The 15,799-nt window shown below is 45.3% G+C and carries 11 protein-coding genes; 9 read left to right on the top strand and 2 right to left on the bottom strand.

Annotation, left to right across the window (positions count from 1 at the left end):
• The 3 genes from B9J87_RS10055 to B9J87_RS10045 all read left to right on the top strand — a co-directional run.
• The coding region (locus B9J87_RS10055) for a peptidase domain-containing ABC transporter (RefSeq protein WP_094150532.1) at window positions 1-1,963 on the top strand (1,963 nt) is incomplete at its 5' end.
• Window positions 1,960-3,312 (top strand): HlyD family type I secretion periplasmic adaptor subunit, encoded by a 1,353-nt coding sequence (locus B9J87_RS10050; protein WP_094150530.1) that lies wholly within the window; start codon window positions 1,960-1,962, stop codon window positions 3,310-3,312. The genes B9J87_RS10055 and B9J87_RS10050, both read left to right, overlap by 4 nt.
• 1 nt (window position 3,313) lies before the next feature.
• Entirely contained in the window at window positions 3,314-5,449 is a 2,136-nt protein-coding gene (locus B9J87_RS10045; RefSeq protein WP_094150528.1) for a type I secretion system permease/ATPase, read from the top strand.
• A 46-nt stretch (window positions 5,450-5,495) separates the two neighbouring features.
• Here B9J87_RS10045 and B9J87_RS10040 read toward each other — a convergent pair whose 3' ends face one another.
• On the bottom strand, window positions 5,496-7,454 hold the full coding sequence (locus B9J87_RS10040; protein ID WP_013856634.1) for a methyl-accepting chemotaxis protein: 1,959 nt from the start codon (window positions 7,452-7,454) through the stop codon (window positions 5,496-5,498).
• Between the two features lie 216 nt (window positions 7,455-7,670).
• On the opposite strand from B9J87_RS10040, the gene B9J87_RS10035 reads away from it, so the two are divergent.
• From B9J87_RS10035 to cdd, 6 genes are all read left to right on the top strand, one after another.
• Entirely contained in the window at window positions 7,671-8,354 is a 684-nt protein-coding gene (locus B9J87_RS10035) for an NAD(P)H-binding protein (protein WP_094150526.1), read from the top strand.
• Between the two features lie 220 nt (window positions 8,355-8,574).
• Window positions 8,575-9,942: an L-cystine transporter gene (locus B9J87_RS10030; RefSeq protein WP_094150524.1), complete on the top strand. Its 1,368-nt coding sequence runs from the start codon at window positions 8,575-8,577 to the stop codon at window positions 9,940-9,942.
• 151 nt (window positions 9,943-10,093) lie between these two features.
• Window positions 10,094-11,518 (top strand): exodeoxyribonuclease I, encoded by a 1,425-nt coding sequence (gene sbcB / locus B9J87_RS10025; RefSeq protein ID WP_017047014.1) that lies wholly within the window; start codon window positions 10,094-10,096, stop codon window positions 11,516-11,518.
• 124 nt (window positions 11,519-11,642) lie between these two features.
• Complete coding sequence (locus tag B9J87_RS10020; protein WP_033197434.1) at window positions 11,643-11,975, top strand: CidA/LrgA family protein; 333 nt, start codon at window positions 11,643-11,645, stop codon at window positions 11,973-11,975.
• Window positions 11,975-12,655: a CidB/LrgB family autolysis modulator gene (locus B9J87_RS10015; RefSeq protein ID WP_010319624.1), complete on the top strand. Its 681-nt coding sequence runs from the start codon at window positions 11,975-11,977 to the stop codon at window positions 12,653-12,655. The genes B9J87_RS10020 and B9J87_RS10015 overlap by 1 nt, the downstream gene beginning before the upstream one ends.
• Window positions 12,656-12,863: 208 nt before the next feature.
• Window positions 12,864-13,751, top strand: a complete 888-nt coding sequence (gene cdd, locus B9J87_RS10010) for a cytidine deaminase (protein WP_094150521.1) — start codon at window positions 12,864-12,866, stop codon at window positions 13,749-13,751.
• A 58-nt stretch (window positions 13,752-13,809) separates the two neighbouring features.
• Here the strand turns inward: cdd and B9J87_RS10005 are convergent.
• A partial coding sequence (locus B9J87_RS10005) for a putative bifunctional diguanylate cyclase/phosphodiesterase (RefSeq protein WP_094150519.1) occupies window positions 13,810-15,799 on the bottom strand: 1,990 nt, incomplete at its 5' end.

Below are 15,799 nucleotides of genomic sequence, written 5' to 3'. Positions count from 1 at the left end.
AAATTATTTAGTCACTGCTAATAAAGCGAAGTCTTTTACTGGAATTACTAAAATAAAGAAACCGATTATTTTATTTAACAAAAATAATCACCCATTTATTTTAGCTAAAGTTGAACAGGATAAATGTTTAATTCATCCATGTAATTCAGATACCCCAAAAGTAGTAGATACAAGCTATTTAAAACAGAATTGGAATGGAAAAACGCTAGATATCAAAAAAAAGCAATCCTCTTTTGATATTCGTTGGTTCTTACCTGAATTATCGCAACATAAACATTTAATCGCTGAGATTGTTTTATTCTCTTTCGTACTGCAAGTTATTGCACTTATTACACCGCTATTTTTCCAAGTCGTGATGGACAAAGTATTAGTGCATCAAGCCCACTCGACACTCGATGTTTTAGTGTTCGTCTTAGTTATTTCTGGAATAGCTGAGGTATTGCTACGCGGTTTACGCGAATATCAATATGCTCATACCGCTAACCGCATTGATATTAAGCTTGGCATTAAATTGGTTCACCATCTGTTTGGTTTGCCGCTGCTGTTTTTCAAATCAAGGCAAGTTGGGGCGATTGTGACTCGAGTAAGAGAGCTCGATACCATACGCGAGTTCATCACAGGTTCGATGTTTACCCTCACGATTGATCTCGTTTTTCTCGTGATCTTTTTCTATGTGATGAGCTTACTTTCTGGCGGGCTAACCTTATTGGTATTGGCCACACTGCCGTGTTATCTCTTTTTGGCTTGGTGGCTAACCCCAAGGCTGCAACAAGCGATTGAACAACAATTTACCCATATGGCGCACAACACTTCGTTTCTAACTGAAACCGTCGCGGGGAGTGATACCATTAAAAGCTTAGCGACTGAACCTCGCTTTATTCGACGTTGGGATACTCAAACCGAACAGATGATATCGAGCAACTATGTGGTTCAGCAGTGGAATAACCGCTCTAGCCACGCAGTGCAGTTCATCCAAAAAATAGCGAGCGTCTTTCTACTATGGATTGGCGCATCTGAAGTGCTCGCGTTACAAATGACCATAGGTCAACTGATCGCTTTTAACATGCTCGCCAGTCATGTTGCACAAACTCTTGCCCGGCTCGTCGAGCTGTGGGGGCAATTTATACAAGCGCAAATTGCAGTCGATAAACTTTCCGACCTACTCAATTTGCCCACCGAGCAGCAGCAAGCCAGCCATCCTCTACAGCTGCAAGGTGCGATCACTCTCAATCAGGTGAGTTTCCGTTATCAACCCGATTTACCGCTGACTATCAATCAGCTTTCACTCAATATCCAAGCGGGTGAGAAAATTGGTGTGGTCGGTGGCTCGGGTTCGGGAAAAAGCACCTTGGCCCGGCTGTTACTCAAGCTGTACAGCCCTGAATCAGGCCAAATCATGTTCGATAACACCTCACTCAAACAGATCGGTGTTCATGAATTGCGTCGCCAGTTGGGGGTGGTATCACAAGAGAACTTTCTCTTTAGTAAAAGTGTTAGTGACAACATTGCCCATTCAAAGCCACAAGCCAGTTTGGATGAGATTGTGCACGCGGCAAAATTAGCGGGCGCTCATGAGTTTATTTTAAAGCTGCCACTGGGTTACGACACGATTTTAGCCGAAGGGGGGCAGTCACTTTCAGGCGGACAACGACAACGTTTAGCCATTGCCCGCACACTGCTTGCAGACCCTAAGATTTTAATTCTTGATGAAGCCACCAGCGCTTTAGATGATGAATCACAAGCCATCATTCAAACCAATATGGAGCAAATTGCCGCCGGACGTACCGTTATTACCATCGCACACCGCCTCTCTACGGTAAGAGAGTGTGACCGGATTATCGTACTGGAAAAAGGCGAGATTGCAGAGCAAGGCACGCATCTACAACTTCTCGCAGAGCAAGGCAAATATTTCCAGCTGTGGCAACTGCAACGAGCATTAAAACAAGAGGATGAGCGAGTATGATCTCTCAGTTAAAGAAGCTTCGCTCTAAGCGCCCGAAAACGAACGGCTACTTTGAGTTTTTACCCGGCCATCTTGCTCTACAGCAGAGCCCGCCCTCTCCGTTTGCTCGCATCACTGCCATCACGCTAAGTGTAGGGTTACTGCTCACCTTACTTTGGACCTATTGGGGGAAATTGGATATCCAAGCGACCGCAAACGGGCGGCTGTTAGTCCCTGGGCGCTCGCAAGTGATTCAGTCTTACGAACAAAGCCGAGTAGCACAAATCCATATAGCAGACGGCGAACGTGTCGAAAAAGGGATGCCCTTACTGACTCTGGACACGTTAGGCGTTAGCCAAGATATTGAACGTTTGCGTCATCAAATACGCTATCAAACCCATGAATTTCTCAAGTATCAAGCGTTGCGTGGTAAGGCTGATCTAGCTCAACATCCCCTGTATTTGGCATTGGCACCTTCGGCACAGCAAGAGGTCATCGACAGCTTTGATACTGAAAAGAACGAATTCACATCGGTGTTGGAAAACTTGCGTGCTGAAATGCAGGTCAATCTTGCTTCCCAGTCCTCACTTGAAGTCGACATCAGAGGCTTAAAACAGTTAGTGAGTAATATTACTCAGCGCCTTGATGCTCAAAAAAAGCTCAAGCAACAGCGTTTGATCGGTCAAGTGCAGTATCTGGAGCAGGAAAAAGAGTTATTAGAATCCGAACGAGCGTTAGCCCAGCAAACATCACAACAACATGTGCTGCAAAAGCAATATCTCAACCTAGAAGAGCGTTTAAAAGCGCTGCGTGCGCAAAAAGCCAGAGAGTGGCAAGACAAAAGTCAGCAAGCACACCTACAACTCTCAGCGCTGCAACATGAACTGGACAAAGTACGCGAGCATGAAGGATTACAAGTGGTTCGCTCTCCTGTCACTGGCACTGTACAGCAATTGAGTGTTCACACCCTTGGGGCAGTCTTACAACCAGCACAAAACTTGATGATTATTGTGCCTGACGATTCGGTACAAGTCGCCGAAGTTAAAATTCTCAATAAAGACATTGGCTTTATTTATGCTGGCCAACCCGTGACGTTGAAAATTGATGCCTTTCCTTATACGCGTTACGGCACCTTATCGGCAACATTGGTCCACGTTTCTAGAGACTCGACAATGGATGAGCAACTTGGGTTGGTTTTTCCCGCTCAAGTGCAATTGTTAAACCACACAATTGAGGTCGATGGTGCCTCTGTTGCCTTATTGCCCGGTATGTCTGTCGTGGCTGAGATTAAAACCGACCAACGTCGGATCATCGATTATCTACTCAGCCCAATCCGAGAATATCAAGCTGAAGCATTGCGAGAAAAATAGAGTGGATACCTTAACCAACACCGTCTCAACGGTTCATGATCAAGAAAGCCATGGCGCATTAGCGGCCCTCTCGTTTGCCAGCCTTTCATTTGATAAGAAAGTCACGCCATCACAACTGATTCATACACTAGGCGTTGCCGAAAATGAGCTCAGTGCTCTCGACATTCAGCGAGCCGCTCAATCTATTGGTCTGAAAAGCCGAATGATCACCGTCAGAGGAAGCGAGCCGATCCCGCTACCTGCATTGGTCAAAATCCGTCAGCAATGGCATGTCATTCATGCGCTAAACGAGTATGGTTGGACCTTGTACGATCCCATTAAACAGCGCTATTTCGAGTTTCCGTTGGCGCAAGGATCGTCAAGTTCCTGTTATGAGGTCTTATTACTGATTGAGCAGAGTATAGAGCCAAGCGATGTCGCTTTTGGTCTCCGCTGGTTTATGCCTTCGGTACTTCGTCAGTCAAAACAGCTACGTGATGTGTTTCTGTATTCGATTGTGCTGCAACTGTTTGCCCTGTTTGGTCCCAAACTTTTTGAAACCGTTATTGATAAGGTTCTTGTGGGGCGAAGTTTGTCGAGTTTGCACGTTTTAGCGCTGGCTATGCTTGCGCTAGCCATTGCTGAACCTCTTTACAGTTATTTGCGCAATACGGTTTTTGGTCATCTTTCTAGTCAAGTCAATGCAGAGCTATCGGGGCGATTGTATCGGCATTTGATTAATCTTCCATTAAGTTATTTCAAGCAGCGTCAAACGGGGCAAATCATCGCCCGCGTACGGGAAATGGGGCAAATACGTCAGTTTTTGACGGGCTCAACCTTAATGCTGCTCTTGGATCTCATTTTTATCACCCTCTTTATTGGTGTGATGTTTCATTATGCGCCAGCGCTCACCGGGCTGATTATCGGTTCATTAGTGATTTATTTTCTGCTGTGGTTAGGTATTGGACCTTGGGTTCGTCACAAGGTAACGACAGAGTATGACGCAGAAGCAGAGACAACCACCTTCCTGACTGAATCTATAACGGGTATAGAAACAATCAAGACAACCGCAACGGAAGCTCGATTTTTAGAACGGTGGCAGCAAATACTCAGTCGACAAATTGAATGCGCGTTTTCAGCCCAAAAAGCCAGTTTAATTGCTGGGCAATTGATTGCCTTAGTGCAGAAAATAGCCGCTGCCATTTTACTTTGGTGGGGAGTCAATTTAGTGCTCAATGGGCAGCTCACCCCCGGTGAATTGGTCGCCTTCAATATGCTAGCAGGGCATGTTACTCAACCCGTTTTGCGACTTGCGCAAGTGTGGCAAGATTTCCAGCACACCTTAGTAGCCTTGCGTCGCGTAGGCGACATTCTTAACGAACCGGCTGAAAATAGTAAAGATGGCCTTGCTTCCATCCCTTCTGTTCAAGGAGGCATTGAGTTTAAAAATGTTCGCTTCCGTTATCATATCGATGCACCGGAAGTCTTAGCGAATCTCTCGTTGACCATCGCTCCGGGGCAATTTATTGGTATTACTGGGCCTTCCGGATCTGGAAAAAGTACATTAACGAAACTGCTACAGCGTCTTTATGTACCTTTGCATGGGCAAGTCTTAGTCGATGGTATGGATCTCGCCATTGCAGATCCGGTCTCGTTAAGGCGCAGCATGAGTGTGGTGCTGCAAGAAAGCATGCTATTTGCAGGCAGCGTTGCCGACAATATTCGTCTTTGTAAACCCGATGCAAGCGATGCAGAGCTGATAAACGTTGCAAAGCTTGCTGGTGCGTTAAGCTTTATTGAAGCGCTGCCACAAGGGTTTGAACAACAAGTAGGAGAAAGAGGTGCCAACTTATCTGGCGGGCAACGTCAACGCATTGCACTGGCTCGCGCATTGTTAGTTAACCCAAAAATCTTACTGCTTGATGAAGCGACTTCAGCGCTCGATTATCAGTCAGAGGCGGCCATCATGAGCAACATGGAAACCATTTGCCATGATCGAACGGTGATCAGTATTGCACATCGGTTATCGACGATTCGTCATGCCGATAACATTATCGTCATCGAAGATGGACAAGTGGCCGAGCAAGGTACTCACGAAGCGTTGCTCGCACGTGCAGGACTTTACGCACGTTTATGGGAACAACAAGTCAGTGGTTAACTTTCTCTCCTTCAAATGGGTTAGGTATAAAAAATCTCCCCAGAAATTACTGGGTCTTAAACTTACTCACTAAATTATTCAGATCATCAGCTGAACTCGCGAGATTTTGTGAGTTCAGTAGAGCTCGGCTCGATACATCATCAACTTTCTGAGTATCTTCTTGTACTTGATGAATATTACGATTAATTTCTTCTGCGACTAGGTGCTGCTCTTCGGCAGCCGTTGCGATTTGAGTATTCATATCGTGAATCGACAATACTGACTGATAGATGCCAGTAAAGCTATCGTTGACCGACTCAGTCGTTGTCACGGTTTTCCGTGACGCATTTAAACTCACGGTCATCTGTTCTGCGACTTCTTTGGTCCTATTTTGCAAACGTACCACTAAGCCGTTGATTTCTTCGGTTGAATCTTGCGTACGTTTTGCGAGCGCACGAACCTCATCCGCAACAACAGCAAAACCTCTTCCCTGCTCCCCTGCACGAGCCGCTTCAATCGCAGCGTTTAAAGCCAACAGGTTGGTCTGTTCAGCAATGCCGCGAATGGTATCTAAAATTGCAGTAATACCTTGGCTATCATTTTCTAACTCTTGAATCGTGGTTGAAGACGTTGAAATATAATCAGCTAACTGATTGACACTAGAAACCGCGGTGTGGATATTTTGCTGGCCTTGACTCACTAATTGCTGACTGTCATCAGCAGCCTGGGCTGCCGAGCTGCATAGCGTTGCTACTTCATTGGCAGTAGACACCATTTCATTAAACGCCGTTGATACCATCTCAACCGCTTGTTTCTGTCGTTGAGAAACGGCTGACAAGTCTTCCGATATTGTTGCCGCTCTTTGCGCCGATTCCCCCATCTGTTCTCCTGCATGGCCTATTTGCTGTACAAGTAATCGAATGGCTTTCAAAAATGCGTTGAAATACACAGCCAATTGACCCGTTTCATCGTTCGAACGAATGATCAATTCCTTGGTTAAATCACCTTCACCTTCAGCTATCTCTTGTAAGCCGTTTGAAACTAAACTAAGCGGCTTGGCGATCAACCCCGCTAAAAAAAGTGCGCCAATGATGAAAATCACTGTCAACACAAAAACAATCGCTAAAATGTATTTGATCAAGCTATTGCTTTCTGCCATAACTTCTTCGGTAGTAATCAGGCCAACGAACTTCCAACCTAACTTTTCGGAATTCATGACATTAGCCATATATTCCACACCGCCAATTTCGATATTGATAAAACCAGAGGATGTTTGACCTATCGTTTTGTATGCAGCAGCTAAGGAGTCAAGGGGTTGAAAATTGTTCTCTGGGTACTTAGCATCCACCAAGACGTTACCGCTATCCTCAACCATCATAATGTATCCGGTTTCGCCTAGTTTTATCTTCTTCACGATATCCGTCAGTGTTTTTAGCGAAACATCAATCGCAACCACCCCAGCATTTTGGGTACCAGCAGCATTAAAGGACAAAACATTGCTCACAATCGTGGCGTCATCAGGCTCCCAATAATAGGCTTGAGTGCGTTTTATCTCGCCTGGGCTAGACATCGCCGTTTTGTACCACGGGCGAGCTCTAGGATCATAATTGTCTGACGCCTTACCCGTCGGCCATTGTATATATCCGCCCTCTTTGGTTCCCATGTAAACGTACGAATAACCTTTGTGCGCCTCACCCATAAGGTAAAGCGCTTCATAAATTCCACGCTCCACCATTCCATTGCTATCTGGGGTCATCGGTTCAGCTATTTTGTCGATATAACGGGTAATGGAACTGTCCACTTTTTGCAACGCGGGTGAGTTGGCTAACATTTTCACATTTTGTTCAATGCCAGAAAAATAGATGGCGATAGCATTATCAACCTGACTCATTTCTCCATGACTTTGTTCAATAAAATCACTAACGGCTTGTGAACGTAAATTCGTCACCATTACCGTTGAAACAATAGCAACAGGGATAATGGTCGCCGAAATCAAGCTGAGCAACAGTTTAGATTTTATTTTCATTGTTATTACGCCTTATCTCTGTATTTGACAGCAGCTCATTTCTTTTAGTTACCTACACTAAAAATTTAGTTAATAGCGATAAAGATGCAATGTCACTAAAGCATTATTTCTAAAATAGGTGCTTATAAATGGTTGAATACGATGAAAGCGAAAGAATAAACTGCCATAAGTAAGCAGCACTGCATACAATCACTGCAAGGTAAAAAGGAGAAAACGATGGATAAGCGACACAAAACTGTGATTATTGCTGGCGCTTCCGGTCTCGTTGGGCAGCATGCTTTAGCCATTATGCTAGAAGAGCAAGCCGTCTCTCAAATCTATTCTTTAGCCAGAAAAAGCACCGAAATCCAACACCCAAAGTTGCAAGAAATCATTCATCCGCAGCTGCAAATCACGCACTGGGATGAAAGTTTTGTCCCTCCCCAGCTTGGTCTCATCGCACTAGGGACTACCCGTAAGCAAGCGGGTTCAAAGCAGGGGCTGGAGAAAGTAGACTATGAGTTGGTTTGTCAAGTTGCTCAAACAATGAAGACATTGGGTGTCAAGCGCATTGCCATCGTTTCGAGCTTAGGTGCCAAAGCTCGCTCTCGATCTCATTACTTACAATGCAAAGGGAGAATGGAAGAAACCATTCGCCGAATGGGTTTTGAACAAGTGACCTTCGTCAGGCCTGGGCCTCTAACTGGCATTCGGAAAAACAAGCGAACGGATGAAAAATGGGTACGAGTGATTCTGACTCTATTGCACCCTCTGCTACTAGGGCGCTTACGCAATTTTATCCCCATTTCCGCGCAAGATGTTGCAAGCGCTATGCTCTATTGCCTCTTTCAGATACAACCACACGCCATAGATATTTTGCACTCTCGCGACATGCTTGCCTTGCTCAAGAAGTATCAATGACTTGCTTAAATAACTCACCGATCGGTTCATTTACCAGCACAATAGAAAGATTGATAACCATTTGTTCTAAATCATGCTGATTTTGTCTTTGGATTAACCTACGTTAAAAGATATGGTTGCGTTTCATCGCTTTTATTCCCCTTTTACCTAGCATTATCGACTACATCGCTCATCGGCGATAAACGTAATCATGGGTACACAACTTTTAAGGTGTCGCATCATGTCAGTTGCAGCCATTGCCGCACTCGCAATATTTATTGGCATTCTGTTTTTTCTCTTCGGACAGCAGAAAAAGTCTCACACTCTTTCACGCCTAGTGCTACTTGGGTTAATCCTAGGCAGCGCATTTGGCCTTGCTCTACAAGTGGTTCTTGGTGAAGGACATGTGGCCATCAAGGAAACATTAGGCTGGGTCAACGTCGTCGGTAACGGTTATGTTGGTTTGCTAAAAATGGTGATTATGCCTTTGGTGCTGGTGTCGATGATCGCTGCGGTTGTGAAGCTCGATAAAGGTGGCTCGCTGGGTAAAATCTCTGGCCTGACCATTTCTATCTTACTGCTGACGACCGCTGTCTCGGCATTGATCGGTATTTTTGTCACCCAAGCTTTTGGTTTAACAGCAGACGGCCTCGTTGAAGGCAGCCGTGAAACGGCGCGTATTGCTGTACTAGAAAGCCGCGCCGCTACTGTGAGTGATTTAACTATTCCTCAAATGCTATTAAGCTTTATTCCGACCAATCCTTTTGCCGACTTAACCGGTGCTCGCTCAACCTCGATCATCGCTGTGGTTATTTTTGGCGTACTAACGGGTATTGCGGCGCGTAAAGTAATGTCAGAGAAAGCCGAGCTAGAAACGCCAATCCGCACCTTTGTCGAAGCGATACAGTCGATTGTGATGCGCCTCGTGAAAATGGTGATGGCACTAACCCCTTACGGTATTGCTGCGTTGATGGCGAAAGTTGTCGCTACATCAAGCGCGGGCGATATTCTGAGTTTGCTCGGTTTTATTGTCGCCTCTTATGTCGCCATTGCATTGATGTTTGTGGTGCACGGTATATTGGTTTCTTTTGTAGGCGTTAGCCCTAAAGAGTATTTTCAAAAAATTTGGCCAGTGTTGACCTTCGCGTTCACCTCACGTAGCTCAGCGGCAACCATTCCTCTTAATGTAGAAGCGCAAATCACTAAGCTGAACGTACCACCAGCAATTGCCAACCTATCGGCTTCATTCGGTGCCACTATTGGTCAAAACGGCTGCGCTGGTATTTACCCAGCCATGCTCGCAGTGATGGTTGCTCCTACCGTCGGTATTAATCCAATGGACGTACACTTTATTTTGTCGCTAGTGGCGATTATCGCAATCAGCTCATTTGGTATTGCCGGCGTCGGTGGCGGTGCCACTTTTGCAGCCTTAATCGTGCTACCAGCGATGGGCCTACCGGTGACGATTGCAGCACTACTTATCTCCATTGAGCCGTTGATTGATATGGCCCGCACCGCGTTGAACGTTTCAGGCTCAATGACGGCAGGTACCATTACCAGCCGCTTACTGAACGGTAAACAGGTACAAGTTCAAGAACAGCAAGCCTAGAAAGTATCGAACGTTCTCGTTTTTCTCCAAGCCGGTGCCAATGCGCCGGCTTTTTCATTTCAAATCCTCATCAGAGCATGCTTCGCACATTGCTATGTCACACGGGCAATGGTCTAATAAACCTTAAATTTCAGCGACTGGATACTATCGAATGCGACAAGAGCACCCGCCTACTTTCTTTTTCCTCGACTATGAGACGTGGGGAGTCAACCCTGCGAAAGATCGTCCGAGCCAATTTGCGGGCGTTCGCACCGATATGGATTTTAATATTATTGGCGAACCACTGGTTATCTATTGTCAACCACCAGCGGACTATTTGCCTTCTCCAGAAGCGGCGCTTATTACGGGTATCACACCACAAAAAGCGGTGGCCCAAGGCTTGCCAGAGCCTGAATTTATCGCCAAAATTCATCAACAACTCGCCACACCCAATACCACCAGCCTTGGTTACAACAGTATTCGTTTTGATGATGAAGTAACGCGTTACACTTGCTATCGTAATTTCATTGATCCGTATGCTTGGAGCTGGCAAAACGGCAATTCACGCTGGGATTTACTTGATGTGATGCGCGCCTGCCATGCGCTACGTCCAGAAGGCATCAACTGGCCCGAAAATGACGAAGGCTTTACCAGTTTTAAGTTGGAACATCTCTCAGTTGCCAATGGCATCGAACACGCGAATGCCCACGATGCTATGGCCGATGTTATCGCCACCATTGAGCTGGCCAAAAAAGTAAAAGCCGCCCAACCCAAGTTGTTTGATTACTTTTTTAATATGCGCCATAAACGCAAACTCAATGATCTGATTGATATCGTCAACATGACACCTTTAATGCACGTATCGGGTATGTTAGGCCGAGAATGCCAATACACCAGTTGGATCGTGCCGATTGCTTGGCATCCCACCAATCAAAATGCGGTTATTGTGGTGGACCTTGCCAAAAACCCTCAACCCCTGATCGATTTAAGCAGCGAAGAACTGCATCAACGTCTATATACCAAACGCGAAGAGTTGGCAGAAGATGAATTGCCAGTGCCCATCAAATTAGTGCATCTCAATAAATGCCCTATCCTTGCGCCGGCCAAAACATTAACGGCCGAAAATGCAGACCATATCGGGGTCGATAGAAACCTGTGCCTTGAACACTTAGCGCTCATCAAGCAGTACCCTGAGATCAGAGAAAAGCTGATTGGCCTCTACACAATTGAGCGAGAATATAAGCACAGTGACGATGTCGATACTCAACTCTACGACGGTTTCTTCTCTCCAGCCGACAAAGCGGCGATGGAGATCATTCGCCAAGCTGATCCTGTCAACCTCGCCGCATTAGACATTAGTTTTAGCGATAAGCGCATCGAACCCTTGCTGTTTCGCTACCGCGCTCGCCATTACCCATTGACATTAAGTGACGAAGAGCAAAGACGTTGGGCAACTCACTGTCGTGATTATTTCGAAAGCCACCTTGAAGAGTACATGCTCAATTTAGAGAACTTAGTTCACACCCACAGCAGTGACGAAAAGAAAATGGCTATTTTAAAATCCGTTTACCGTTATGTCGAAGACATTGCGAGTTAATGTACGAGGTTTTCGCGCTGTCAGGTTTCAAACCAACACGCTGCGATTCCATTTCCGAAAATAGTTTAGGCACAACAAGGCACCGACTTTTATTGTGAATACCATTGCAAAATATTTGGTCTCTATGGGGCTGATTTTCCTTTGCCTGATGGCAGGTATCAATCTTCAACATTGGCTTGGCATCACCATTCCGGGCAGTATTATCGGAATGCTAATTCTGTTTAGTTTATTGGCAAGTGGGCTCGTGCCTGTCGAATGGGTAAAACCCAGTGCCAGTCTTTTTATCCGTTATATGGTCATTTTATTTGTCCCTATCAGTGTCGGATTAATCGAGCATTTTGATTTATTGATGAGTAACGCCATCCCGATTCTTGCCAGCGCGGTGGGCGGTACGCTGATCGTATTAGTTTGTCTGGGTTTAGGGTTGGATCGTTTTTTGAAAAAGGGGAATAAGTGATGTGGTTATTGCTCACGATTGCGGTCTTTTTCCTGACACGTTGGATCAGTAAAAAATGCAAAACGGCCATAATGAATCCGTTACTGCTCAGCCTTGTGATCATCATTCCTATCTTGCTATTTTTTAACATCCCTTATGCCAGTTACTATGCTGATAACCAATGGCTTAGCTTTCTGTTGCAACCGGCCGTGGTGGCGCTGGCTTATCCTCTCTATGAACAACTGCCTCAGATCCGCTCAAATTGGCGCATCATTGCCCTCGCCTGCGGGGTGGGCAGTGCTATGTCAATGCTCACAGCCAGCTTAATTGCTGTTTATCTTCAAACGGATATACATTTAATCGCCAGCCTACTGGGTAAATCAGTCACCACACCGATTGCGATGGAAGTTTCCAGTAACCTCGGTGGGGAGCCAGCCATTGCCGCCGTTTTAGTGGTCATTGTAGGGCTGTTTGGCGCGATTCTCGCCTACCCTATCTACAACCTTCTCAACATTACGCATCCCATTGCTAAAGGCTTAACCATGGGCACCGTATCTCATGCGCTGGGCACAGCAACCTGCGCTGAAAAAGATCCACGTGACGCAGCCTTTAGTTCACTTGCATTAGTCGTGTGCGGCGTAATCACATCGATACTTGCTCCAAGTTTTTTTGCTTTTTCAATGTGGTTGTCCACGCTATAGAGTGCCAACAGAAATCAAAGATACGTCTACTCATGGATTTTGATTGTAGACGTGTCTCACTCTAAGGCTGACTGTAATCGATTTCATGTGTGACCTCACTCTAAATGTGAAAACCAAAATCATGTTACATTAAATTGCGTGACTTAAATCTCAGTAAAATTTCATTCTTCGCCTAGAATATTCGTCAATACATAGATAAGGACTCATTATGAAAAGCCGTATTGAACAGGCGCTAGCTGATACGCCAAAACCCGTTGCAGAATTTTTGTCGCCCATTCTGCTGTGCGATGATTTTGACGCAACCCTATCACCAGAACAGTTCAACCAACTGCTTTCTCTTTCTGGCTTAGACGATGCGGAATTGCGCGTTGCACTGCTGCCTTTTGCGGCCGCCTATGCTTATGTACCGCTTTCAAACTTTTACGTGGGAGCCATCGTCAGAGGTTTATCGGGCCGTTTGTACTTTGGCGCCAATATGGAGTTTTCCGGTGCACAATTAGGCCAAACCGTACACGCCGAGCAATGTGCCATCAGCCATGCGTGGATGAAAGGTGAACAAGGCGTTGCTGACATTACCATCAACTTCAGCCCTTGTGGGCACTGCCGTCAGTTTATGAATGAGCTTACGACCGCAGACTCGCTTGCCATTCAGCTACCACAGCGTGATGAGAAGTCACTGCAAGAGTACCTACCTGAATCATTTGGTCCTGCCGATTTAGGTGTTGATTCTGGTCTAATGGCAGACGCTAACCACGGCAAAACAACTACCGAAGATGACCCACTCATTGGCTTAGCTCTTAATGGCCTAAACCGCAGTTACGCACCCTATACCAACAATCTCAGTGGTGTTGCCCTGCAAATTGAGAATGGTAAAACCTACGTCGGTGCGTATGCTGAAAATGCCGCATTCAACCCAAGCTTACCACCATTGCAAGTTGCTCTTGTTCAGTTAATGATGGATGGCCAACGCTTTGATAATATTGTCGCAGCCGCATTAGTTGAGATGTCTGATGGCAGTATTAGCCATTTAGCCGATACTCAAGCCACCTTGGAAGTAATTAACCCAGACATTCCTCTTTCCTATCTTGTGGTTTAGGCGCTCTAGTGAAAAATCCCCAACGCATGGGGATTTTTGCCTTTTGATGGTGCAGGTTTTACCGCATATCCTTTCCGCCCAACAAATTATCAAACACCTCTTGTTTACTCATCGGCTTGTAAAAATAGAAGCCTTGGATGTCATCAATATTCCAGACTTTGAGTTTGCGCAGTTGCGAAGCAGTTTCAACCCCTTCAGCCACGGTAGTTAAGCCTAGCTCTTGCGACATATTGATAATACTGCGCACCAAGGTTTTGGCTTTGTCATTGGATTCCAATGTGGAAATATAAGACTGGTCTAACTTCACTATATCTAATGGAAAATCACACAATGTACTAAACGAGGAATACCCCGTACCAAAATCATCAAGCGCCAACTGTATACCGAGTTTTTTTATCGCATCCATGCGTTTGATCGTCTCTTCTTCAGCCCCCAACAACATACTTTCCGTCAATTCGAGCACTAATTGTCCCGGTTCAATTTGATATTTTTCAATCAATACTGATAAGTACCCGACCAATTTTTTACTGTAGAAATGCGGGCTAGAAAGATTGACGTGAATACTTAGCCGTTTACTCAACGAAAATTGCGACTGCGTTTGCAGTTCGCTAATAAATTGGCAGGCTTGGCCTAGTATCTGCTCTCCCAATTCAATGATCACTTTACGTTGCTCAGCCAAAGGGATAAATACGGTTGGTGAAACCATACCAAGTTGAGGGTGCTTCCAGCGAGCCAGAGCTTCAAAGCCAATGATTTCGGCACTGTCTGCACGAACAATCGGCTGATAGTAAGCAATAATATGACCATCTTTCACGGCTGAGATAAGATCTCGATTGATCGCTAACGACTTCTGGGCATGAACAAACAATTCTTGTGTCACTGAAATAACCAGGCTGGCTCCAGCTTTCTCTGTTTGTTGAATGGCATAAAAACCACTTTGAACCAAAGTTTCAAAAGAATCGATAGTCAATTGTGAATCAATCACAGCGCCTTCCACACTCAAATCGAGTTCCAAGCCGCCAATGTCAGTCTTCCTCTTGTAACTATCGATAAGCTTAGTGCCTCTGTGAATCAAAAAAGAGGTTGCCCCGTTACCCAACTCACACACCATAAATTCATATTCACTAATTCGTCCCATTATGGACGTATTGAAACGGTTTCTAAGCGTAGCCGAAAAATGTTTAACGGCTATATCGTAAGCACTGTGTCCGTACACTTCTGAAATTTCTTTTAGTCTTTTAACCCGTAGGTAGAGCACGGAAAACCCACCACATTCAGTCGGATTGTCAATCAAAGGCTGGACTTGGCTCATCATCGTTGGACGATTAAGTAAACCTGACACTGGGTCACAATGAGTAAGGTCGTAAATAAGCTGCTCTTGCTGCTTTTGCTCGCTGATATCAGTAATCGATAGCATGATAGAGCGATGCCCACGTTGTTCTATCAATGTAGCTTCGATAAGACACTCTAAACGCTGCTGACCCTTTGTAACAACATGTCCCTCAAATTCACGCATCCCTTGTTCTATATTTTGGTAGAGTAATTCACTGCTGCACACCACATCATTTTGTATAATACAAAACTCATCTAAAACCTTTCCAACCAACTCATCTCTAGAATAAGAAAGCATATCCAACAAGGCTTGGTTCACATCGACAATGAAGCGATCAACCACCAGCAACATTCCGAGATTTTGGCTTTGATAGAGTGCATCAAATTTCTGTAACGTCTCTTTAAGCCTATCTTCCGCCAAGGAGGATGAGGCAGCAAGTGAACGGACAAGTTCGGTAATTCGTTCAAACTCATCTTGTTTATCATTCGATTGTGAAGAGAATGCACTCTCTTCAATCAGCTGATTGATCCCACGCTCAAAATTCTCAAACCGCTTGGCTACCTTGCTGCGAAACAGAGCAAAAGTAGCCACGGCGACAAAGCCGGCCGCAATGATGATCGTCAAAATCAAATAATAAAAAGTTTCGTTCCCTTTTTGATAGTAAAGCCGCTGAGCACAGGTTTTTAGATAACCAATAGGTTGCCCTGTCATATCA

Source organism: Vibrio sp. V19_P1S1T109 (assembly GCF_002241375.1).
Taxonomy (GTDB): Bacteria; Pseudomonadota; Gammaproteobacteria; order Enterobacterales; family Vibrionaceae; genus Vibrio; species Vibrio anguillarum.
This window is presented reverse-complemented; position numbering and strand designations above follow the sequence as displayed.

Excerpts from the sequence above, each read along its gene's own strand:
- B9J87_RS10050 (WP_094150530.1), top strand. The coding sequence starts at position 1,960 with ATGATCTCTCAGTTAAAGAAGCTTCGCTCTAAGCGCCCGAAAACGAAC.
- B9J87_RS10040 (WP_013856634.1), bottom strand. The coding sequence starts at position 7,454 with ATGAAAATAAAATCTAAACTGTTGCTCAGCTTGATTTCGGCGACCATT.
- B9J87_RS10035 (WP_094150526.1), top strand. The coding sequence starts at position 7,671 with ATGGATAAGCGACACAAAACTGTGATTATTGCTGGCGCTTCCGGTCTC.
- B9J87_RS10030 (WP_094150524.1), top strand. The coding sequence starts at position 8,575 with ATGTCAGTTGCAGCCATTGCCGCACTCGCAATATTTATTGGCATTCTG.
- sbcB (WP_017047014.1), top strand. The coding sequence starts at position 10,094 with ATGCGACAAGAGCACCCGCCTACTTTCTTTTTCCTCGACTATGAGACG.
- B9J87_RS10020 (WP_033197434.1), top strand. The coding sequence starts at position 11,643 with ATGGGGCTGATTTTCCTTTGCCTGATGGCAGGTATCAATCTTCAACAT.
- B9J87_RS10015 (WP_010319624.1), top strand. The coding sequence starts at position 11,975 with ATGTGGTTATTGCTCACGATTGCGGTCTTTTTCCTGACACGTTGGATC.
- cdd (WP_094150521.1), top strand. The coding sequence starts at position 12,864 with ATGAAAAGCCGTATTGAACAGGCGCTAGCTGATACGCCAAAACCCGTT.